The 21,371-nt window shown below is 61.4% G+C and carries 21 protein-coding genes and 3 pseudogenes; 16 read left to right on the forward strand and 8 right to left on the reverse strand.

Annotated features, from left to right (window positions below; translation table 11 throughout):
* Positions 1 to 389, reverse strand: a 389-nt coding sequence (locus tag X744_RS152300) for an arginase family protein (protein WP_031260553.1), incomplete at its 3' end; no start/stop codon positions are given.
* Positions 390 to 523: 134 nt separating this feature from the next.
* Here X744_RS152300 and X744_RS152295 point away from each other — a divergent pair.
* On the forward strand, positions 524 to 964 hold the full coding sequence (locus X744_RS152295) for an Lrp/AsnC family transcriptional regulator (RefSeq protein WP_023760289.1): 441 nt from the start codon (positions 524 to 526) through the stop codon (positions 962 to 964).
* Here the strand turns inward: X744_RS152295 and X744_RS12985 are convergent.
* Positions 961 to 1,753, reverse strand: a pseudogene (locus tag X744_RS12985) (ATP-binding cassette domain-containing protein). The gene X744_RS152295 and the pseudogene X744_RS12985 overlap by 4 nt on opposite strands.
* Positions 1,750 to 2,470 (reverse strand): annotated as a pseudogene (locus X744_RS12980) (ABC transporter permease subunit). Before X744_RS12980 ends, X744_RS12985 begins: the two co-directional pseudogenes overlap by 4 nt.
* Positions 2,471 to 2,590: 120 nt before the next feature.
* Here X744_RS12980 and X744_RS0137350 point away from each other — a divergent pair.
* The gene (locus X744_RS0137350) at positions 2,591 to 2,830 is read left to right on the forward strand and encodes a hypothetical protein (protein WP_156938575.1); all 240 of its coding nucleotides are present in this window, start codon (positions 2,591 to 2,593) and stop codon (positions 2,828 to 2,830) included.
* A 168-nt stretch (positions 2,831 to 2,998) separates the two neighbouring features.
* Here the strand turns inward: X744_RS0137350 and X744_RS1000000174520 are convergent, their stop codons facing one another.
* From X744_RS1000000174520 to X744_RS152280, 4 genes are read right to left on the reverse strand one after another with little or no spacing between them, the layout of a single operon-like run.
* Complete coding sequence (locus tag X744_RS1000000174520; RefSeq protein ID WP_198032240.1) at positions 2,999 to 3,172, reverse strand: hypothetical protein; 174 nt, start codon at positions 3,170 to 3,172, stop codon at positions 2,999 to 3,001.
* A gap of 32 nt (positions 3,173 to 3,204) precedes the next feature.
* On the reverse strand, positions 3,205 to 4,332 hold the full coding sequence (locus X744_RS152290; RefSeq protein WP_023760294.1) for a WD40 repeat domain-containing protein: 1,128 nt from the start codon (positions 4,330 to 4,332) through the stop codon (positions 3,205 to 3,207).
* A 13-nt stretch (positions 4,333 to 4,345) separates the two neighbouring features.
* Positions 4,346 to 4,669, reverse strand: a complete 324-nt coding sequence (locus tag X744_RS152285; RefSeq protein WP_023760295.1) for a hypothetical protein — start codon at positions 4,667 to 4,669, stop codon at positions 4,346 to 4,348.
* Positions 4,666 to 5,139 (reverse strand): hypothetical protein, encoded by a 474-nt coding sequence (locus tag X744_RS152280; protein ID WP_023760296.1) that lies wholly within the window; start codon positions 5,137 to 5,139, stop codon positions 4,666 to 4,668. The genes X744_RS152285 and X744_RS152280 overlap by 4 nt, the downstream gene beginning before the upstream one ends.
* A 556-nt stretch (positions 5,140 to 5,695) precedes the next feature.
* Between X744_RS152280 and X744_RS152275 the strand changes: the two genes are divergently transcribed.
* The 10 genes from X744_RS152275 to X744_RS152230 all read left to right on the forward strand — a co-directional run bounded on the left by X744_RS152275 (position 5,696) and on the right by X744_RS152230 (position 16,058).
* Entirely contained in the window at positions 5,696 to 7,363 is a 1,668-nt protein-coding gene (locus tag X744_RS152275; protein WP_023675586.1) for an aromatic/alkene/methane monooxygenase hydroxylase/oxygenase subunit alpha, read from the forward strand.
* Positions 7,364 to 7,417: 54 nt separating this feature from the next.
* On the forward strand, positions 7,418 to 8,479 hold the full coding sequence (locus X744_RS152270) for a 2Fe-2S iron-sulfur cluster binding domain-containing protein (RefSeq protein ID WP_023760298.1): 1,062 nt from the start codon (positions 7,418 to 7,420) through the stop codon (positions 8,477 to 8,479).
* Positions 8,480 to 8,526: 47 nt separating this feature from the next.
* A complete protein-coding gene (locus X744_RS152265) occupies positions 8,527 to 9,585 on the forward strand; it encodes an aromatic/alkene monooxygenase hydroxylase subunit beta (protein WP_023760299.1) in 1,059 nt (352 codons plus the stop codon).
* 16 nt (positions 9,586 to 9,601) lie between these two features.
* Positions 9,602 to 9,973, forward strand: a complete 372-nt coding sequence (locus X744_RS152260) for an MmoB/DmpM family protein (protein WP_023760300.1) — start codon at positions 9,602 to 9,604, stop codon at positions 9,971 to 9,973.
* A gap of 71 nt (positions 9,974 to 10,044) precedes the next feature.
* On the forward strand, positions 10,045 to 11,067 hold the full coding sequence (locus X744_RS152255) for an amidohydrolase family protein (RefSeq protein WP_023760301.1): 1,023 nt from the start codon (positions 10,045 to 10,047) through the stop codon (positions 11,065 to 11,067).
* A gap of 5 nt (positions 11,068 to 11,072) precedes the next feature.
* Positions 11,073 to 11,870, forward strand: coding sequence for an iron-sulfur cluster assembly protein (locus X744_RS152250; protein ID WP_023760302.1), 798 nt, complete (start codon positions 11,073 to 11,075; stop codon positions 11,868 to 11,870).
* Between the two features lie 77 nt (positions 11,871 to 11,947).
* Positions 11,948 to 13,579: a molecular chaperone GroEL gene (locus tag X744_RS152245; protein WP_031260561.1), complete on the forward strand. Its 1,632-nt coding sequence runs from the start codon at positions 11,948 to 11,950 to the stop codon at positions 13,577 to 13,579.
* Positions 13,580 to 13,617: 38 nt separating this feature from the next.
* Positions 13,618 to 14,661 carry an NAD(P)-dependent alcohol dehydrogenase gene (locus X744_RS152240; protein WP_023760304.1) on the forward strand — a complete coding sequence of 348 codons (1,044 nt, stop codon included), beginning with the start codon at positions 13,618 to 13,620 and terminating at the stop codon, positions 14,659 to 14,661.
* A gap of 73 nt (positions 14,662 to 14,734) precedes the next feature.
* Positions 14,735 to 15,424 carry an MIP family channel protein gene (locus X744_RS152235; protein WP_023760305.1) on the forward strand — a complete coding sequence of 230 codons (690 nt, stop codon included), beginning with the start codon at positions 14,735 to 14,737 and terminating at the stop codon, positions 15,422 to 15,424.
* 136 nt (positions 15,425 to 15,560) lie between these two features.
* Positions 15,561 to 16,058: a DUF1097 domain-containing protein gene (locus X744_RS152230; RefSeq protein ID WP_023760306.1), complete on the forward strand. Its 498-nt coding sequence runs from the start codon at positions 15,561 to 15,563 to the stop codon at positions 16,056 to 16,058.
* A gap of 100 nt (positions 16,059 to 16,158) precedes the next feature.
* Here the strand turns inward: X744_RS152230 and X744_RS1000000172245 are convergent.
* A pseudogene (locus X744_RS1000000172245) lies at positions 16,159 to 16,558 on the reverse strand (transposase); the annotation flags it as partial.
* A 212-nt stretch (positions 16,559 to 16,770) separates the two neighbouring features.
* On the opposite strand from X744_RS1000000172245, the gene X744_RS152225 reads away from it, so the two are divergent.
* From X744_RS152225 to X744_RS152210, 4 genes are all read left to right on the forward strand, one after another.
* Complete coding sequence (locus X744_RS152225) at positions 16,771 to 17,760, forward strand: ABC transporter substrate-binding protein (RefSeq protein WP_023760309.1); 990 nt, start codon at positions 16,771 to 16,773, stop codon at positions 17,758 to 17,760.
* Between the two features lie 133 nt (positions 17,761 to 17,893).
* On the forward strand, positions 17,894 to 18,706 hold the full coding sequence (locus tag X744_RS152220) for an ABC transporter permease (RefSeq protein ID WP_245266712.1): 813 nt from the start codon (positions 17,894 to 17,896) through the stop codon (positions 18,704 to 18,706).
* A gap of 13 nt (positions 18,707 to 18,719) precedes the next feature.
* The gene (locus X744_RS152215) at positions 18,720 to 19,523 is read left to right on the forward strand and encodes an ABC transporter ATP-binding protein (RefSeq protein WP_023760311.1); all 804 of its coding nucleotides are present in this window, start codon (positions 18,720 to 18,722) and stop codon (positions 19,521 to 19,523) included.
* 94 nt (positions 19,524 to 19,617) lie between these two features.
* Positions 19,618 to 21,222 carry a GMC family oxidoreductase N-terminal domain-containing protein gene (locus X744_RS152210; RefSeq protein WP_023760312.1) on the forward strand — a complete coding sequence of 535 codons (1,605 nt, stop codon included), beginning with the start codon at positions 19,618 to 19,620 and terminating at the stop codon, positions 21,220 to 21,222.
* Positions 21,223 to 21,371 lie beyond the last annotated feature (149 nt).

Consider the following 21,371-nt stretch of genomic DNA (forward strand, 5'->3'; position numbering starts at 1 on the left):
GTGTGGAAGTCCGGATGCGCGTCGAGCCACAGCACGAACAGCGGGCGTCCGGCTTCGGCAGCGCGGCGGGCTATGCCCGATACGGTCCCGGCGGATATCGAATGGTCGCCACCGAGAAAGATAGGCATGGCGTCCTCGCTCGCGGCATAGGCGGCGTGAGCAATCGCGGATGTCCAGGCTGATATCTCGGGCAAGGCCTTCAGTGCCAAATTGCCATGCACGACGCGCCTCGCCGGAGTTGCCTGGACGGCCCCCATATCCTCGACAGCGTGGCCGAGGCCGGACAGCACTTCAGCAAGTCCGGCGGTCCTGAGCGCACTCGGCCCCATCTCGCATCCCATTCTGCCGGCGCCATCCTGCACCGGCGCCCCAACGATTCTGCAACGCATTGTCTGTTCCGCGACCCAATTTCGAATGAGCGCAAGGAGATCATGGCGAGGCGGCGATATGAACAGGCAGAATTGGCAATCCGAGAAGCATTGTTTATCGTGATGGTAGCAAAATTGACCAAAATGGTAGCCCGATGGATGCACTGGACGAACGGCTCGTGACCTTGCTGCGGCATGATGCGCGGCGGAGCGTGTCGGATCTCGCCGTCGATCTCGGTGTCTCGCGCGCCACGGTCAGGGCGCGCATGGAGCGGCTGCAAAGGTCCGGCGAGATCATAGGCTACACGGTGGTCCTGCGCGCCGACGCCGTCGATCAGCGGATCCGCGGCATCATGCTCATCGAGATTGAGGGCCATGCCGCCGACCGCGTGGTGCGGGCACTGGGCGGCTTCCCTGAAGTCTCGACCATCCACACCACCAATGGCCGCTGGGATCTGGTGGTCGAACTCGGGACCGCATCGCTGACGGATTTCGACGCGGTGCTACGGCGCATCCGGCTCATAGCCGGCATAACGGGCAGCGAGACGAGCCTTCTCCTGGCCACGCCGCGCACGACGCGGGCACGATTAACCTAGCTGTGGCCCTGGCCGTTGCTACCGGCCAGAAACTGTCGGAAGCGGTCCGATCGGCTGGCAGTAAAGAGCTCGCCTGGCGGTCCTTCGTCCTCGACCAGACCCTTGTGCAGGAATACGATCTTGCTGGAGACATCTCTGGCGAAACCCATCTCGTGGGTTACCACAAGCATCGTCCTGCCTTCTTCGGCAAGCGCGCGCATGACGCGCAAGACTTCGCCGACAAGTTCGGGATCGAGCGCCGAGGTCGGCTCGTCGAACAGCATAACTTTGGGCCGCTGGGTAAGCGCGCGCGCAATGGCCGCACGTTGCTGCTGGCCGCCGGACAGGTGGGCCGGATAGTGGTTGCGCTTATCGGCAATCCCGACTTTGACCAGCATCGCCTCCGCCTCTTCCACGCATTCCGCACGAGGACGCTTCTGGACGTGGATGGGCGCCTCGATCAGGTTCTCGAGTATTGTCATGTGAGACCAAAGATTGAACCCTTGAAACACCATGCCGACGCGAGCGCGTATTCCCTGGAGCTGCCGCAGATCTGCCGGTCGCGTCTTCCCGCCCTTTTTCTCGAGCAGGATTGTTTCGCCCCCGACCTCTATGCGCCCTTCATCCGGAATTTCCAGCATGTTGATGCAGCGCAACATAGTTGACTTTCCCGATCCAGAAGAACCAAGGATCGAGACTACGTCTCCCTCCCTCCCTGGCCTCCAGGGAGATGCCCTTCAAAACCTCCAGATTGCCGAAACGTTTGCGAAGCCCGCTCACGCTGACGGCCGGTTGATGTGGTTTTGTCATCGTGCACCTGTTTGCGCGTCGGCGGGCACCGGTGGCAGCCTCAAATGACCGGTCAGACCGTAGTCAGCCCACTGGAGGAGCCGCGTGACGAGGAAGTTGATCAAGAGGTAGATCGCGCCTGCAACAACGAGAATTTCGATAGCGCGGAAAGACTGGGGAGATGAGTTTGGCGGCAAGGCCCGTCACCTCCATCAACGTGATGATCGATGCCAGCGACGTCGCCTTAACCATCAGGATGAACTCGTTGCCGTACGCTGGCAGTGCCTGACGCAGGGCAAGGGGAAAGACGATCCGCCGGTAGAGCACGATGGTGCGCATCCCGCAGGCGCGTGCCGCTTCGATCTGTCCCGTGGGAACCGACAGCAGAGCGCCGCGAATAACCTCGCTCGAATAGGCAGCAGTGTTCAGGCTCAGGGCAATGAGGGCGCACCAGTAGGGCTCGCGCAAAATCGGCCAAAGAATGCTCGTCCTGATCGCCGGAAACTGGCCGAGACCATGGTAGATCAGAAATATCTGCACAAGCAGCGGGGTGGAGCGGAACACGAAGACGTAAAACCGGGTTGGCCAGGCCAGAAGGGTCAGCCCGGACAAGCGCGCCAGAGCCAGCACGATGGCTAGCACAGTTCCGAGCGCTACAGACGAAACCGCCAGTTGCAGCGTCAGCGGGACACCGGTCAGGAGCGTCAGCAGCGTGCCGTACAGGAAAGAGAAGTCCATCATACTGGCCTCGTTCCACGCGTGAGGCGCCAGCGCATCTATACTCCGTCTCGGCTACGGTCGGGCGGGTTTTGCCTTTGGATCAAGTAAGACTAGTTCTCGTATCGGGGGATGAAGGCGATGCGCGACTTACCGAAGAACGTTGACGCCGACGCAGTGATCGAGATCGGCCGCTACCTCGATGATCAAGGGAAGGGAGCGCCCGTTTCTATTGCGGATGCGATCAGGATCGTCCGGAAAACTGCAGGGACCAAGCTGACCGCTGTTGAACTGGAAGAACTGATCCTGGAATGTGCGGCAGCGCGCCATTTGGCAGTGGTTCTGGATTCCCGCGACTGGTCGGCCGTTGCATCATTTTGAAATCGGGGTTGGCGCGGTCTCGCGCTCGGGCAAACTCGTTGGTTGGCCCCGCCGCAAGGCCGCGCCGACCTTATCTCAACCCGGCGCGATTGGCTGACAGGAGGCGAGAAGGCTGTCAGGCTTACGTTGAGGAGCAGCAGCATGCGCCGGACAGTGACGTCCCGCCTTCTAGTTGGTCTTCAATTGACCAACACGGTTCTCGGCAATCCAGCGCGCGGCAAGCACCAAAGCGCCCATACTGAAATCCTTGCCGTGTTTGGCCACCATCTCTTCCGCCAGCTTGGCCAGCCGTTCGAAAAATTCGTCCTTGCTCTCGTCCCCTGCGGTGAGTTCGGTCTGCATGTGATCCTCCTGTTTCATGTGGGCCGCGTCCGCTATTTGAACATCTGCGCGGGAAAGGTGACGATCGCGGCGGTGCCATCGACGGAACCCACCGCTAGGTGTCTGCCGTCGCCGGACCAGGCAAGCGCGACGACGGCGCTGCCCAAAGGCCTGACGAGGAGTTCGTCGCGCGCGCCGATCTGGGCGATGGTGATACGGCCGTTGGCGTAGCCCGCCGCAATCAGTTTCTTCTCCGGGTGTGCCGCCACCGCCTCGACAAGAACCAGCCCGGCGCGGCCTGTCTCCAGCGCACCCGAGGTTTCGCCGCCAACAGGCGGGGCTGTCATCGACCAGCCGGCGACCCGGAACGCGCCTGAGGCAAAGAGCGCATTCGCCGGCTGGCTCCAGCACACGGTGCGGACCGGCGATGGAAACCCTGCAACGAGGTCTGCTCTTCCATCAGCCAGACTTACCAGAGCAAAACCGCCGGTTTCGAGCCCGCAGGCCAGCCAACTGCCGTCTCTGCTCCAGCGGATCGACACCGGGCGCGCGGAAAGGGGGATGTCGCGTATCAAGGCGGCCTCGCCATCGACCACCCAGATCGACAACCCTTCGCCAAGGCCGCAGGCAAGTCGCCGCCCTCCCGGCGAGAAGGCAACGGCATCTGTCGATGATGTCACATCGCGTTCCAGCCGCGTTGCATCGCCTTGGCCGTGCGACAGGAAGACATCATGCCCGTTGCTGACAGCTATCATATCCGCCTTGGCGCTGTAATCGATGGCGACGACTCGTCCGTCGATCTTCAGCAGTGCGGCTGCGACGTCACCGCCGGCGGTCATGTGCAGCACTTCGCCGCTGGCCGCGCCGACGAGAAAGCCGGAAGGCGCATAGGTGGCGAGCGGGACGTCGCCGTCACCGAATGCCGCCGTGGCAACCGATGGCACTGGCGGCTTTTCCCTGGGGCGAATCGTCGTCTGGCCGAGATCGTTGCTCACCCTGATCCGCGCTTCCGGCGGCTCGTGATCCGCAATCGCGGCAATGGCGATTGTTCCGTCGACTGCGGTGAAAGCGACAGCCGAGCCGTCGGCGCTGAAGCGCAGATCGGCGATCGCCGACGGCCGCTGCCAACTGCGGGCCAGAAGGTCGAACAAGGTCAGGTTCTGCATCGTCTGCTGGTTCATGCTGTCTCTCCCATCAGTCCTCGTTCGCCGCTGCGGCAAGCTTACGGTCGACGTCCTCGACATCGCCTTCCGCAGCTATGATGCGATCCTCGCAAGCCGTGCACGCCTGCGCGATCGCCGCCGCGTTCTGCCCTGCCTCATGCAAGTCCCGCACCAGTTGCTCGGTGGCGCCGCTTCTGCCGATTTCGAGTTCCAGGCGCAGCACGTCCATCTCGATGCCGGCGCGTTTCTGGTTGAGCCGCAGTGCTTCCGCAGTAAGCGCCGAGACGCTGGCGACGAGATCGAGCCGGCGAGCAAGCAGCGCGTCACGCCGGGCTGTGTGGGATCCTCCGGTCATTTTTCGCTCTTCAAAGGTTGCGGCGGTTTTTCGAAGGCCGACAGCAATTTGGGTAACGTGCTGGCCTGCGACTGGAACTGTTTTTCGGCCGTCTCGATGTGGCTCTTCAGCTGGTCCCAGATGTCGACGCGGATCATCGATGTCGTATCGCCGGTCAGGCGCTCGATCTCGTCGACGCGGAACTGGCGCGTCAGCGAAACCCCGGAAAACACGAAGTCGCGCAGCAGGATCGCATGGCTTTCGATGAACAGATGGATCATCGGATGCGTTTTTGTGGTGACGCCGCCGGCAGCAAGTTCGGCCCTGATGAAGTCCTGGAAATGGTTCTGCAGGCGGTGTTGGCTCTCGCCCATGAAGCGCATGACGAAGACCAGGTCGCGCGGCATCAGCTTCACGAGATCGCCGGAGACGCCATCGGCATGGCTGGATATTGGCTCGGGCGGTTCCCTTCGGTCTCTATCGTTCGGCATGGTCCTTCTCCAGCGTTAGGCCTGTGCGTGCCCATGACCGTCAAATAGTAGAGATAGACGAAGAGTTAAACAGAAAATATGAGCTTCGGGATTTGCTGCAATTGCTAACTAAATATGCTGCGCGTGCGAATATACGGCAAATATTACAGGCGTAAGTTACAACTGTAAAAGAACGTTACAGTGGGTTGCCGGGGCGCGAGCCGAAAGAGCGGCAATTTTGCTTTGAGCGCCAGCCATCAGGCTATTTCGAAACTGGCACGACGCTTGCACTGTTCATTCTCACAAGAAGCCCATCGCGCTTGACGCGGTGCCAAAAGAACGAAGGAACGGAGGAAGCAGAACCGCTTCGATACGCCCATCGCATATGCGTTTGGCGCTGCGGCTCCCTGTCAGACGCCTCGAAACCTTTGCCCCGATCCACTTGAACGGCCGGACCTCGGGTCGCGCCTCGACGCGCAACGCTTTGTCATGCCGCTCGCACTCTCACTGGCGGTGCTTGCCGCTTCATGCCGGGGTCAAGGGACCTGCGGCTCAAACCTGGTGGAGGCTTATGACCATGACGTCTCTGACGCTCAACAAGATTACCTCGCAACGCGGAATCTCCGTCGGCGAGGCGACCAAGAAGATTGCCGATCTCGGCTGGAATCCGTCCTACGTGCAGGAAGCAATGACGTTTCCGACCGACTACAAGATCAACAAGACGCCGCGCGACCCGATGAAGCAGGTCCTGCGGTCCTACTTCCCGATGCAGGAAGAGAAGGACAACCGCGTCTATGGCGCGCTCGATGCCGCCTTGCGCGGCGACATGTTCCGCAATGTCGAGCCGCGCTGGGTCGAGTGGATGAAGCTCTTCCTGGCCATCATTCCCTTCCCGGAAATCTCGGCTGCCCGCTCGATGGCGATGGTCGCCCGCATCGCACCTGGCGAGGAACTCCGGACCGGTTTCACCATGCAGATGATCGACGAGTTCCGCCACTCGACCATCCAGATGAATCTGAAGAAATGGTACATGGAGAACTACATCGATCCGGCCGGCTTTGACATCACCGAGGAAGCTTTCGGAAAGTGCTACGCCACCACCATCGGCCGGCAGTTCGCCGAAGGCTTCATCACCGGCGACACCATGACCGCCGCCTGCATGTACCTGACCGTTGTCGCCGAGACCGCCTTCACCAACACACTGTTCGTCGCCATGCCTTCGGAGGCCGCCCGCAACGGTGACTACGCGCTGCCGACCGTCTTCCTGTCGGTGCAGTCCGACGAGAGCCGGCATATCGGCAATGGCCACTCGCTGCTGATGGCAGCACTCAAGGAGCCGGAAAACCACCTCTTGCTGGAGCGCGACCTGCGTTACGCCTTCTGGCAGAACCATGCGATCGTCGATGCGGCAATCGGCACCTTCATCGAATACGGCACCACCAACCGCGACAAGAACAAGGAATCCTACGCGGAAATGTGGCACCGCTGGATCTATGAGGACTATTATCGCACCTACATGCTGCCGCTCGAAAAATACGGCATCAAGGTCCATCACGACGACGTCCAGGCGGCCTGGGAACGCATCACCAAGAAGAACTACGTCCACAAGGTAGGACAGTTCTTCGCGGTCGGCTGGCCGGTCAATTTCTGGCGCATCGAAGCCCAGACCGACAAGGACTTCGAGTGGTTCGAGCACAAATATCCGGGCTGGTACGCCGAGTTCGGCGATTTCTGGAAATGGTACGCCAAGCTCAGCCACAAGGGCGAGAAGGTGCTGCTGTTCAACAGCGACGTCGGCTACGTCTATCCGCACCGCTGCTGGTCCTGCCTCGTTCCGTGCCTGATCCGCGAGGACATGGTGGTCGGCGAAATCGACGGCCAGCTTCACACCTTCGCCCATGAGCTTGACAAGTGGACCGCAACGGTCGCCTTCGCCGACGAGTATCAGGGTCGTCCGACGCCCGCAATGGGCCGCTTCAGCGGCAAGCGCGAGTGGGAGACGCTCTATGACGGCTGGGATCTGGCCGACGCGATCAAGGACCTGAACTTCGTCCGTTCCGACGGCAAGACGCTGGTTCCGCAGCCGCATCTGCGCTTCGACGACAAGGAGATGTGGACGCTCGACGATGTGCGCGGCAACAAGCTCGGATCGCCGCTCAACGCGCTGCGTGCCATGTCGCCCGCGGACCGCGAGAAGCATCTGGCGGAGTACGCCAAGGGCTTCACCATCACCCCCTGTAACTGATCAGGCCAAAGGGGGGCGGGTTCGTCCCGCCCCTTCCTTTCACTGGAGGTCCGTATGTCGGAAACCCACACGGTCAGGCTCAGCCCGGTTGGCGTCGAATTCGACGTCGAGCATGGCGAAACGGTGCTCAACGCCGCTTTCCGCCAGGGCATCGCTCTGCCGCACGGCTGCAAGGAAGGGCAATGCTCGGCCTGCAAAAGCGTGTTGCTCGAAGGCGAAGTCGACATGCTGAAATACTCGACGTTCGCGCTGAACGACATGGAGAAGGAGAGCGGGCACGTCCTGTTGTGCCGCTGCATCGCCTTCTCCGACCTGGAAGTCGAGCTCCTCAACTACGACGAGGAAATTTTGGCGAAAGCGATCGCCGTGAAGACGTACAAGGGCCGGATTGCTCGGATCGAGCACCTGACCCACGACATTCGCGGCATCGAGATCGAACTCGGCTCCCCAATGAAGTTCTGGGCGGGGCAATATGTCGACATCACGGTTACCACGCAAAAAGGGGAGACGATTACGCGCTCGTTCTCCATGGCAAATACGCCGGACCAAACCGAAAAACTCTCCTTCATCATCAAAAAATATCCTGAGGGAAAGTTTTCCGGAGAACTCGATTCTGGAGGCATCGAAGCCGGAGCCGAAGTCACCGTCGTCGGACCCTACGGAACCTGTTTCCGCCGCGACGAACGGCAAGGACCCCTGATCCTCGTCGGTGCCGGCTCGGGCATGTCGCCGATCTGGTCGATCCTCAACGATCATCTGAAGAGCGGCGAGAAGCGTCCGGTCTATTTCTTCTACGGCGCCCGCACCCGCAACGACCTGTTCTATCTCGACAGGATCGCCGAGCTGGTCGGCAAGCATTCCGACGTCACCTTCATTCCCGTGCTGTCGCACGCCAATGACGACGCCGAATGGCAAGGCGAACGTGGCTTCGTGCACCAGAGTGTGGACGCCATGCTCAAGCAACTGGCGGTCGACGGGCAGGGCGATGTCCATGCCTGTGGCCCGCCGCCGATGATCGATGCGCTGCAGCCGGTCCTGTTCATGAACGGCTTCGAAACCGAGCGGATCTTCTTCGACAAGTTCACCACATCGGCAGGTGCAACGCCGGCCCATTGAGGGCGGCCACGCACAGCCAACCACAACTGCAACAAGGGAGAGAGACTATGCCTGCAACCTCGAGTTCAGTCGGATCCGGAGCCGCCGGCGCGGCGATCTTCGCCGACTCCGACAGCCGGAAATACCGGTATTTCGACCCGAAAGGCCAGCGCGCCACCCACTACGAGGACATGACGGTCGACGTTCAGCCCGACCCGGAACGCTACCTGATCCAGGACTGGATCATCTCGTTTGCCGACGGCAAGGGCGCCTATGTCAAGCAGAACACCGCCGCCCAGAGTTCCAACTGGCACGCCTTCCGCGCTCCCGACCAGGAATGGGAGCGCACGCACTACCAGCGCCAGTCGAAGATCGAGACCATGGTGCAGAGCGTCATCAACAATGCGCGCAAGTCGGGCACTCCGAAGACCTTCGACAAGGCCTGGGTGAAGATCCTGCAGACGCAGCTCGGCGCCTGGAAACATGCCGAATTCGGGCTCGGCACCTCGCTGATGCAGGCGCAGCGTTACGGCTACACCCAGATGATCAACAACGCGACGCTGACCAACTCGTCCTACAAGCTGCGGCTGGCCCAGGACATCACGCTCTACCTTGCCGAGATCGGCATGGACCTGCCCGGCTGGGACGACGAGCTCGGCAAGAAGGCCTGGCTCGAGGACAAGAACTGGCAAGGCACGCGCGAGGCGGTCGAGACCATCATGGGCGCGACCGACTATCTCGAGCAGTACTTCGCCATCAACATCGTCTTCGAGCCGCTGGTGGGCGAAGTCTTCCGCTCCGGCTTCCTGATGCAGATCGCCGCCGCAAACCACGATTTCATCACGCCGGCGGTGATCTCGGCGGCCGAGGCCGACTACGAGCGCAACCTCGCCAACACGATCGACCTCATGCATCTCCTCGCCAATGACGAGAAGCATGGCGCCGCCAACAAGAAGCTCTTCCAGAGCTGGGTCAAGAAGCACGGCGCGCTCGCCGACAAGGCAGCCACCGGCCTGCAGCCGATCTGGTCGATGCCGCATTCCAAGCCGGTCGCCTTCGCCGATGTCCGCGCCAAATCCGAAGAGCGGATTGGCCAGATCCTCGGCGAACTCGGCCTCAAGCGCTGAAACAGGAGAAATCGTCATGTCACTAGCAGCACGCGACGCAACGCATTCCAACATCTTCAAGGCGATGAAGGACATCACCTTCGAGCAGACGATTTCGCACCAGTGCGGCGTCACCATGAACGATTCTGTCGAGGCTCGCGCCATCGCCGAATTCATGGGCCAGAAGCCGGGGGTGACCATCACCTACCAGCCGGCGCTGATCCGCATCGATGGCACCGGCAAGCTGATCTTCAAGATGGATGCGATCGGCGAATATCTCGGCCGCGAGATTTCGGCCGAGACCTTCGAGGTCAACACCTCCACCCATTACGGCCGCATGGTTCGCGTCGACGACAACACCGTAATCCTGTTCGGCAACATGGACGAGATGTTCGAATACATCGAATAGCCGCCCAAAAATCTGGCGCGCCGTTGCATGCGGCGCGCCGACCCGTCAACGCGATCATTGTGGAGGCAAGTATGTACAGGACACCGGAAGGCAAGGACATTTTCGTGGTCGACGGCCACACCCATTTCTGGGACGGCAGCCCGGAAAACCAGAAAAATATCCACGGCAAGCAGTTCATCGAATGCTTCTATGCCTATCACACGGGCTTGAGCCCGAAGGAACAGCTGTGGGAGAAGAGCAAGTTCGAGAAATACAGCGCCGACGATCTCTATCGCGACCTGTTCATCGACGGTCCCGATGACGTGGCGATCGTGCAGTCGACCTATCTCAAGGACTTCTACAAGAACGGCTTCAACACGATCGAGCGCAACGCCGAGGTGGCCAAGCGCTATCCCGAGCGTTTCATCGTCAACGGCGCCTTTGATCCGCGCGACGGCGAGAAGGCGCTCGAATACATCCACTTCCTCAAGGAGACCTACAACGTCAAGGGCGTGAAGATGTACACGGCCGAATGGAACGGCGCTTCCAAGGGCTGGAAGCTCACCGATCCCGATGCCTACAAGTGTTTCGAACTCTGCGACAAGCTCGGCATCAGGAACATCCACGTCCACAAGGGCCCGACGATCATCCCGCTCAGCAAGGATGCCTTCGACGTCCATGACGTCGACCACGCGGCGACGGATTTCCAGAACCTCAACTGGATCGTCGAACATTGCGGCCTGCCGCGCCTCGACGATTTCTGCTGGATCGCGACGCAGGAAACCAATGTCTATGGCGGCCTGGCGGTAGCGCTGCCCTTCATCCATTCCCGCCCGCGCTATTTCGGCGAGGTCATCGCCGAACTGCTGTTCTGGCTCGGGCCGGAGAAGATCCTGTTCGGTTCCGACTACGCGATCTGGACGCCACGCTGGCTGGTCGAGAAGTTCTGGGCCTACCAGATCCCGGAGGACATCGCCGCCGAACGTGGTGTGCAACTGACCGACGAGATCAAGGAGAAGATCCTCGGCCTCAACGCCGCGCGTCTCTACAACATCGACGTCGAAGCCAAGAAGAAGGCGCTCGCCAGTTCGCCCTTCAGCATCGCGGCGGAGTAGGAGCCATGGCAACCGCCAATGTTTCCGGCGACTGCCAGAAGGAACTCTGGCGGCGCCTTGGTGAGGTCAACGACCCCGAACTGGACGAACCCATCACCGAGATGGGCTTCGTCGAGCGGGCTGATGTGACAGGCGATGGCAGCGTGGATGTCGATTTCCGCCTGCCGACCTACTGGTGCTCGCCGAACTTCGCGTTCCTGATGCTGGATGGCGTGCGCAAGGCGCTCGACCAGCTCTCCTGGTCGCCGGCCTATCGCGTCAAGCTGCACGACCACATGTTCGCCGACGAGGTCAATCGCGGCATGGCGGAAGGCAAGACCTTCGGCGATATCTTCGCCGTGCTTGCCGAGGATCAGGATCTCGGCGCCTTGCGCGAAACCTTCGCAATGAAGGCCTTCAAGCGGCGCCAGGAGGCAGTACTGCGCGGCCTCAAGGCGAACGGCCTGACCAATCGCGAAATCGTCGGCATGGACCTGCCGGCCTACGACGTCGCGCGGTTCGAGCCGGGCGAGGCGGCCAAACAGAAGCCGCGCTACCGGGCGGCGCTGCTCGAGCGGTTTCCGGACCGCCGGGTGGATGATTCCGTCTTCGTGACCTGGGAAGGGCTGCCCATACCGCCCGATGCACTCGGTGCCCATCTCGCCGAACTGCGCGGTGTGCGCATCAACATGGAGTTCAACGGCGCGCTGTGCCGGGGGCTCAAGCAGACCCGATACAAGGAACTGGATGTGGTCGACGGCGAACCGACGCTGGTCGATTTCATTCTGGATCGCGTGCCGGCACGAGCCGCGCCGACCGCCTGAAGCAGATCTGAAAGCAACGGCCTCCCTCGCACGAGGCCCCTAATCAACAACCCGCCCGTAAGGCGGAAGGAGGAACCATGCCCAAAATAATGCTTCACAATTCCGAAGCCCGCCGTGCTCTCGCCCGTGGTGTCTTTCGGCTCGCCGCTGCCGTCGAACCGACGCTCGGCCCCAAAGGCATGAACGCTATGATCGACCGGCCGATCGGCACACCGATGGTGACCCGCGACGGTGTCAGCATCGCCTCCGAGATCGAGCTGCACGACCGTTTCGAAAACATGGGCGCGCAAGTCGTCCGCGAGGTGTCGATGCAGACCAACGAGATCGCCGGCGACGGCACCACGACGGCCATCGTGCTCGCCAACGCGCTCATCCAGGGCGGCGTCGAGGCGAATGAGCGCGGCGTGAAATCCGTCGATCTGTGCAAAGGCATCGACCTCGCCGTGGCGGCGGTGGTGGCGGCACTCAAGGCCTCGGCCAAGCCGGCCAAGGGTAACGGCATCCTGGCGTCGGTCGCCAACATCGCGGCGACCAATACCAAGCTTGGCGCGCTCGTGGCAGAAGCCCATCAGCGGGTGGGCGCAGAAGGCGTCATCACCACCGACTTCAGCGTCACCACCGAGACCACGCTCGATGTCGTCGAGGGCATGTCCTTCGAACGCGGCTACCTCTCGCATCACATGGTGACCGATCAGGAGAAGATGGAGGCTGTGCTCGAACGGCCTTACATCCTGATGACCGACCTCAAGATCAAGGAGCCCGAACAGCTCGATGCTGTTCGCCGCATCGCCGACGAGGACGGCCGCCCACTGCTGATCGTGTCCGAGGAAATGTCGCCGGAAGTGGTGGTGACACTACTCGGCAAGCAGGGACCGGGAAGATACCTCGTTGTCCATCCCCCGGAATATGGCCATTGGCGCAAGGCGATGATGGAGGACCTGGCCATCATCACCGGCGGCAAGGTGATCGCGCGCGATCTTGGCGGCCGGCTGGAGGATATCACCGCCGAGGATCTTGGTACGGCCGACCGGGTGAAGACCAGTTCGTCCTATACCTCCATCATTCGTGGCGGCGGCGATCATGCGGCCATCGCCTCGCGTCGCGCCCAGGTGCAGCGGCAGTATGAGGCTTCGCCGCCCAACATCGACCAGGACAAGCTGCGCGAACGCCTGGCCAAGCTCTCCGGCGGCACCGCGATCCTCTATGCCGGCGGCGTTACGCCGGTCGAGCAGAAGCGGACCATCCAGCTGATCGAGGATTCCTTGAACGCGGTGCGCGCCGCATCCGAAGAGGGCGTGGTCGCTGGTGGCGGCTCCGCACTCGCCCAAATCGCGCCGCTGCTCGACAAGGTAGCGGCTAGTGTCGATGGCGATGTCGCCGAAGGTGTGCGCCTGGTGCGTTCGGTGCTGTCGCGGCCGCTGTGGCGTATCGCCGCCAATGCCGGCGCCGATCCCGAAGCGGTTGTGGTCGAGGTCACACGCATCAATGGCGGCTACGGCTACAACGCGTCGACCGGCGCATATCAGAACATGTTCGAGGCCGGCATCATCGATCCGGTCCGCGTCACCTACACAGCACTCGCCAACGCGGCATCGGTGGCGACACTGATCCTGACCACAGAAACGCTGATTGGCCATCTCGCCGAGGATGAGGACCCGACGGCGGGGCCGGCACGTGGCGGCGGTTCCGAAAAGCTCGGCCGCGCCTGAAGCAATACAGACAATCTCGACGTTGAAAGGACACAGCCATGAAAGCTGCCAGACTCTACGAATACGACCCCAAGATGAACGTCCAGCTCAGGATCGAGGAGGTCAAGGCGCCGACCATCACCGCGCCCGACGAGGTGATCGTGCGGGTCGGAGCCGCCGGCCTCTGCCGCACCGATCTGCACATCATCGAAGGTGTGTGGAAGCCGACCATGGATCCCGAAGGCACGCTGTTGCCCTACATCATGGGACACGAGAATGCCGGCTGGGTCGAGGAAGTTGGCAGCGGCGTCAGATCGGTCAAGCGCGGCGACGCCGTGATCTGCCATCCCTTCCGCTCATGCGGCATCTGCCTCAACTGCCGCCATGGCGAAGATATGTATTGCGACAACGGCCAGTTTCCCGGCCTGGGCATGAATGGCGGCTTTGCCGAGTATTTCATCACCAGCGAGCGGTCCTTGATCAAGCTGAACGCCAACATCACGCCGATCGAAGTGGCGCCGCTGGCCGATGCCGGCATCACCGCCTACCGTGCCGCCAAACGTGCCGCAAAGCTGCTGCGGCCAGGCAGCTATTGCGTGCTGCTCGGCATAGGCGGGCTCGGCCACATCGCGCTGCAATCGCTGCACGCGATCTCGGGCTGCCGCATCATCGCCGTCGATCGCGAGCCGGCGGCGCGGGTGCTGGCCAAGGATCTTGGCGCCGATTTCATCCTCGATGGCGGGCCAAATGTCGTCGAGGAGGTCGCCCAGATTACCGGCGGCGGCGCCCATGTGGTGATCGACTTCGTTGGTGAACTCGGGGTCGAGAACATCTGCTGGAAGATGGTGCGCAAGGGCGGGCAACTGTTCGTCGTCGGCTATGGCGGCAACATCAACGTGCCGACCGCGCATCTCGTCATCGAGGAGATCAACATCGGCGGCAGCCTGGTTGGCAATTTCACCGAGCTCGTCGAACTGATGGAGCTCAACGCCGACGGCAAGGTGAAGATGCACTACACCGAATACAATCTCGCCAGCATCAACACCGCGCTCGACGATTTCAAGAACCGGCGCTTCACCGGGCGTGGCGTCATCGTGCCCTGAAGCATTAGGAGCGGACTTCGCGCGGACGGGCGCGGCATCCGCTCCCCACCATCATCCAGAGGGAGAGAAAAATATGAACAAATACATCTGTGAATTCATCGGAACCTTCGCGCTGGTCTTCTTCGGCTGCGCGACGGTTCTGTTCATGCGCTCCGAGGTTGGCCTGCTGGGCGTCGCCATGGCCTTCGGCCTGTCGGTGGTGGCGATGGCCTATTCGATCGGACCAATTTCGGGCGCCCACCTCAATCCGGCCGTCAGCCTCGGCTTCTTCGTCTCAGGCCGAATGAAATCAAATGACCTCATCGGCTATGTGGTCGCGCAATGCACGGGGGCAATTGTTGCATCGGCGGTGCTCTACGTCATCGCACAAGGCAAGGGCGGCGGCTTTGACGTGGCGGCGAATGGCTTCGCCCAGAATGGCTGGTCGACCTACTCAGTGACCTCGGCGTTCCTGTTCGAAGTCGTCGCCACTTTCCTGTTTCTGCTCGTCATCCTTCGCGCCACCGCCGAAGGCGGCGCCGGCCCTCTGGCCGGCCTGGCGATCGGGCTGACACTGGTCATGATCCATCTCGCCGGCATTGCCGTCTCCGGATCGTCGGTCAATCCGGCCCGCTCGCTCGGACCGGCGCTCTTTGCCGGTGGAACCGCTCTATCACAACTTTGGCTCTATATCGTGGCGCCGTGCCTTGGCGCGGCCGCTGCCGGACTGGCATTGCGCGCCGGGGTGATCGGCGCGAGCGAACCGGCGGCTCAGCCGGCCTGATTGCTTGCCGGACCCGGCAAGCCTTTTCTTGAACCCTGCGGCTGATGCCATGGCGTTTTCCGTGTCGGGACGTCAGCGAAGCGCGATCCCGGATCGAGATTCTTTGCTTCGAGCTTCGGAAAAACGGGAGGACAATATGGATCTTATCACAGGGTTGGCCGTCGTCATCGGCATTATGGGCGGCATTGCAACGTGGGCAGCGATCACCATCGGCAACCCCTATTTGCTGATCTGGGCGGTATTTGTCGGCTGGGGAAGTTTCTATCACTGTGGCGGCAAGGAAGCCGGGTTCAAGAATTCGGCGGTTGCAAACCTCTGGGGAGCGATCTGCGCCGCTGGCGCACTGATAGCACTGACGTCCATTGGCGTTACGGCGATCATGGCCGGCATTTGCGTCGGCATTTCAATCGTCGTCCTGATTCTCGCCGCCAAGCTGCCCTTGCTGAGCGCTATTCCGTCAGCGGTCTATGGCTATGCAACGACCGCCGCGCTTTATCTACTTGGTGCCGCCGCTTACGGCGAAGGCATCAGCGGCATTACCAAGGTCGCGGCGGCTGTGGTTGTCTCGCTGATCATCGGCAACATTCTCGGCTATCTCTCGGAGAAAGTGACAGGTGCTGTCGTAAAGGCCTGATCGATCCGGCGATCGCTGCCTGAAGGCGTTTTGCGGTCGACGCACTTCCCCGCTCACGCGACGGGCGAATGCCGCTTTTTTGTCGGTGAGCGACCCGAGTCTACCTTCCATGTTTGACGGAAGCATATCCAGCGTTGCTGAAGTGGTTTGCGCATTCGTCTGGCTTGATAGTGCCGAGATGGCGCCAAGTGTCTTCTACGGTGCGCTTCCGGGCGTGTCGCATCCAATGCTTGATCTTGGCGAAGGTCTGCTCGATCGGGTTGAGATCGGGCGAGTATGGCGGCAGGGACCAGAGCTTTCGCCGGCGGTGCCCTGATCGCATGACGGATGGCTGCGGATTTATAACTGCCCAAATTGTCCATGATCACGATGTCGCCGGGCCGCAGGGTTGGGAACAGTTGCTGACGCACATAGGCGCGGAAGCATTCACCGTTGAAGGGGCCGTCGAAGACACATAGCGCGGTGAGTTTGTCGCAGCGCAACGCGCCCAGGAAGGTCAGGCGGGCAGGGCCGGCGCCGCCTTGGTTAGGCCCAGCCTAAGCAGAATTATCGAAAATCATTATTTGTGCATCGCACACAGCGTGCTTTGCTCCATCAGCCGGCTGAAAGAGAAACATAAAGAACGTCAGGCGGCAGCCTTCGGCGATGCGTCCGAAGCGGCTTTGTTGTGGCGCGGATAACGCCTGACCTCAGAAAAAGACAGGGGAACGTGATGACGACAATAATCTCGAAGTTTCGCCACGCCGCGCTTGCGGCCGGCATTGCCCTGAGCGCCCTTTCAGTGAGCCTCCACGCCGAAGCCGGCAGCTTGAAGCTGGGAATGACGACCTGGGTCGGATACGGCCCGCTCTTCCTTGCGCGTGACATGGGCTACTTCAAGGAAGGCGGCCTCGATGTCTCGCTCGAAATCATAGAGGAAGCGTCGATGTACATGGCAGCAGTTGCCGCCGGCGAGCTCGATGGCAGCGCCTCGACCATAGATGAAATCATGAAGTACCGTTCCAAGGATGTCTGCTTCAAATCGGTCTATGCCCTCGATGATAGCCATGGCGGCGACGGCGTTCTGGCGCCCAGCGAGGTCAAGAGCGTCGCCGATCTCAAGGGCATGGAGGTTGGGATGAACGAAGGCTCGGTGTCCCAGTTCTGGTTCAACATCCTGCTCAAGCAGGCCGGTCTCAGCCAGGCTGACGTGAAGGTCACCAACATGACGGCCGATGACGCTGCCGCCGCCTTCATGGCCGATCGCATTCCTGTTGCCGTCACCTGGGAGCCGCATCTGACGCTGGCCAAGAAGGCAAACAAGGGACAGGTCCTGATCGACTCCTCGAAGACGCCGGGCCTGATCGTCGATGTGGTGGCGCTGAATTGCGACTACATCGCGAAGAACCCTGGCGATGTCGAGGCGCTGGTGAAGGGGCTCTACAAGGCCAACGAGTTCATCAAGGAAAATCCTGAGAAGGCTTACGAGGTGATGGCCAAGGGTGTCGGCGGCTGGCTGAAGGATCCGAAGGACTTCGCTTCCTCCGCCGCGGGCGTGAACTTCTACGGCAAGGCGCGCAATGCCGAATTTTTCGCCGGCGGCGAGAGCGGTGATGCTGGCAAACTGATCAAGCTGGGCGGCCACGTCTGGGGCGGCTTCGGCAAGCTCAAGATGGACATCAAATACGACGACCTGGTCGATCCGTCTTTCCTTACGAAGTGATCCGGCCTTGTAAAGTCAGTTCGCTGGACCGCAGGCGCGAGGCTCGGCCTGCGGTCCTAGCCGTCCAAAGGGTTCCCCTGTGACATTGGCACCGAATGCAACGTCTCCCATCAGCCATATCGGGACTGCGAGCGTGGAAACAAATCAGCCCGGTCGATCCGCCTGGAAAGCTGTCACCACGCCTTTTCGGGCCGTGTCGCGCCCTCTCTCCATCACGCTCAGCGTCTTGGTCTGGGGCGCGGTCATCGGTGGCTGGTTCGCTTTGACCTATTCCGGAGCGGTCAAGGAAATGTTCCTGCCGCGCCCCGAATCCGTATTGTCCACCACCATCAGCATGGCGCTTGACGGCTCCTTGTGGGAGCACGTCCTGGCTAGCGTCCAGGTGGTGCTGATCGGTTTCGTCATTTCGACCATCGTGGCGGTACCGCTCGGATTGACGATGGGCACCTACCGCGTCGTCCAGGCCGCGCTCGATCCGCTCGTCAATTTCATCCGCTATCTGCCGGTGACGTCCTTCGTCCCGCTTTTCATCCTGTGGATCGGCATCGGCATCGAGCAGCGCGTTGCCGTCATCATCTTCGGTATCTTCTTCCAGCAGCTGGTAATGATCGCCGACAGCGCCCGCGGCGTTCAGCGCGACCTCGTCAACGCAGCCTATACGCTCGGCACGAAACGCGGCGACACGGTCTTTCATATTGTATTTCCAGCCACGCTTCCGAATGTGCTCGACGTGCTGCGCGTCACCATGGGCTGGGCCTGGACCTATCTCGTCGTTGCCGAACTCGTCGCCGCGCGCAGCGGACTTGGCTACATCTCGCTCAAGGCCATGCGCGGCTTCCAGGTCGACGTGATCTTCATGGCCATCGCCATGATCGGCATCCTTGGTCTTTGCACCGACCAACTGTTCCGGGGCATCCGCCGCCTCGTCGCTCCCTGGGCCAATTGAGGAGCTCGCTGACATGGACACCCTTACCCTCGCGACGAAACCGACGAGTTCCGACATCGGCGTTGACAATGTCGTCCTGCGTTACGGCACAGGCGACAATGCCGTGCTGGCACTGGACGGCATCTCGTTCCATGTCGTGCCCAATGAGTTCTGCGTGATCGTCGGCCCATCCGGCTGCGGCAAGTCGAGCCTGCTCTATCTTGTCGCCGGCCTCGAGGAGCGCACCGGCGGCATGATCTCTGTCGGCGGCACGCCGGTTACCGAGCCAGGCCCGGATCGCGGCATGGTGTTTCAGGCGTATACGCTGTTTCCCTGGCTAACGGTGGCGCAGAACGTCGAATACGGTCCGAAGCGCAAGGGCATGCCGGCGGCCGAGCGCAGGGCCATCGTCGAGCATTTTCTCCATGAGGTCGGCCTCGCGAAATTCGCCAACCATTATCCCTCGCAGCTGTCGGGCGGCATGAAGCAGCGCGTGGCGATTGCCCGCGCACTCGCCAACGATCCGCAGGTGCTGCTGATGGACGAGCCCTTCGGAGCGCTCGACAGCCAGACCCGCCACAGCATGCAGAAGCTTTTGCTGAGGATCTGGGATCATTCCAAGAAAACGGTCCTGTTCGTCACCCACGACATAGACGAGGCCATCTTGCTGGCGGACCGGGTGCTCGTCATGTCGGGCCGGCCTGGCCAGATCAAGAAGGAAATCCACGTCGATCTCCCGCGCCCGCGCAGCATGGATCTGGTCATGGAGCCGAACTTCATCGCCATGAAGCGGGAAATCCTCGAGCTCTTGAAGAACGACGAAGACGACGATCACTAATGCATGTCGCCCAAAGCGACCTCGGTTTTGGGACGACGACAGGCATGAAACAAAGATCAGCGGTCTTCGGGGTAGATCATGAAACAGGCATTGCATGGGCATCGACGCCGCGGAATTCGACTATATCGTCATTGGCGCGGGCTCGGCCGGTTGTGTCCTGGCCAACAGGCTGAGTACTAATCCCGCCAGCCGCGTCTGCCTGATCGAGGCCGGCGGCAGCGACGACCGCACCCGGGTGCGCGTGCCGGCTGGCATTCTCTCGCTCTACGGCAATCCGAACTTCGACTACGGCTACAAAAGCGTGCCGCAGCCGCTGCTCAACAATCGCCGCATACCGGTCAACCGGGGCAAGCTTCTTGGCGGATCGAGTTCGATCAATTCGATGGTCTACATTCGCGGAGCCGCGCAGGACTACGATGAATGGGCAGCACTTGGCTGCGCGGGCTGGTCCTATGCCGGCATACTGCCGGTCTTCAAGAGGCTGGAGCGAAACCTTCTGTCGCAGAACCCCGCCTATCACGGCTTCGACGGCGAACTGCTGGTCGACAATCCGCGCGATCCCAATGATGTGTCCAGGCTGTGGGTAGAGGCTGGCCGAGGCATGGGCCTGCCCGAAAACCGCGACTTCAACGCCGATAGCCAACTCGGCCTCGGTATCTACAATGTCACCCAGAACAAGGGGGAACGCTTCTCGGCCTATACCGCCTTCGTCCGGCCGGTTCTCGGCCGCCCAAATCTCCAGGTGCTGTCAGGAGTCGAGGTGCTTGATGTGGTGGTTGAAAGTGGACGCGTCGCCGGCGTCAATGTGATCAGGGACGGAGTTGCCCAACGGCTCGCATGCCGCGCCGAGGTGGTCCTGAGTGCGGGCGCGATCGGATCGCCACGCATCCTGCTTGCTTCCGGCATCGGCCCGGCGGAGGAGTTGAAGGCGGCGGGGATAGAACCGGTCATGAACGTGCCGGGCGTCGGCAAGAACCTGCGCGACCATGTCGACGGCATGATCACGGTGCGATCGAACAGCACCAGGACGCTTGGTCTGTCGATTGCCAACCTGCCGGCGATGCTGGCGGCGCCGTTCCAGTATTTCGCCCGGCGCAAGGGCATGCTGACGACCAACTATGTCGAGGCCGGCGGCTTCGCGAAGACGAAATATGCCGGCAGCATTCCCGATGTCCAATTCCACTTTGTCCCCGGCTACCGCAGCCATCGCGGCCGGCTCGTCGAATATGGCCACGGTTACGCCGTGCACACTTGCGTGCTGAGGCCCGGAAGCGTCGGCGAAATCACGCTCGAGCGCGACGGCACCCGCCGCAACGTGCTGATAGATCATCGTTTCTTTAGTGATGAGCGGGATGCCCTGATCCTTGTCGAGGGCATCAAGCTGGCCCGCTCGATCCTGGCTTCTCCGGCCTTTGGCGGTATTCGCGGACCGGAAATCCTGCCTGGGCCGGATGTCGTCACCGACGACGAGATCCTCGCCTATCTGCGTGCCGAGGCACTGACGGTCTATCATCCGGTCGGCACCGCCAAGATGGGCAACGACACCATGGCGGTGGTCGACCCTGCCGGCCTCAAGGTGCGCGGCTTCGACAATCTGCGCATCGCGGACGCCTCGATCATGCCGACACTCATCGGCGGCAACACCAATGCGCCATCCATGATGATCGGCGAAAAAGCGGCTACGGCGATGTTGTCGTAGCCGTCCGTTGGGACGCGGCCATCCGGCATTTAGGGATAAGCTAACCACTGCCACGTGAAATCGTAATTTTCGCTATCCAGTCCCTCCAGTACACCAGCGATCTGACCTCCTCGCATCCGCAAAAATTCTTTGGGGAGCTGAAAAGGGCA

The organism is Mesorhizobium sp. LNHC252B00, from assembly GCF_000502955.1.
Lineage (GTDB): Bacteria > Pseudomonadota > Alphaproteobacteria > Rhizobiales > Rhizobiaceae > Mesorhizobium.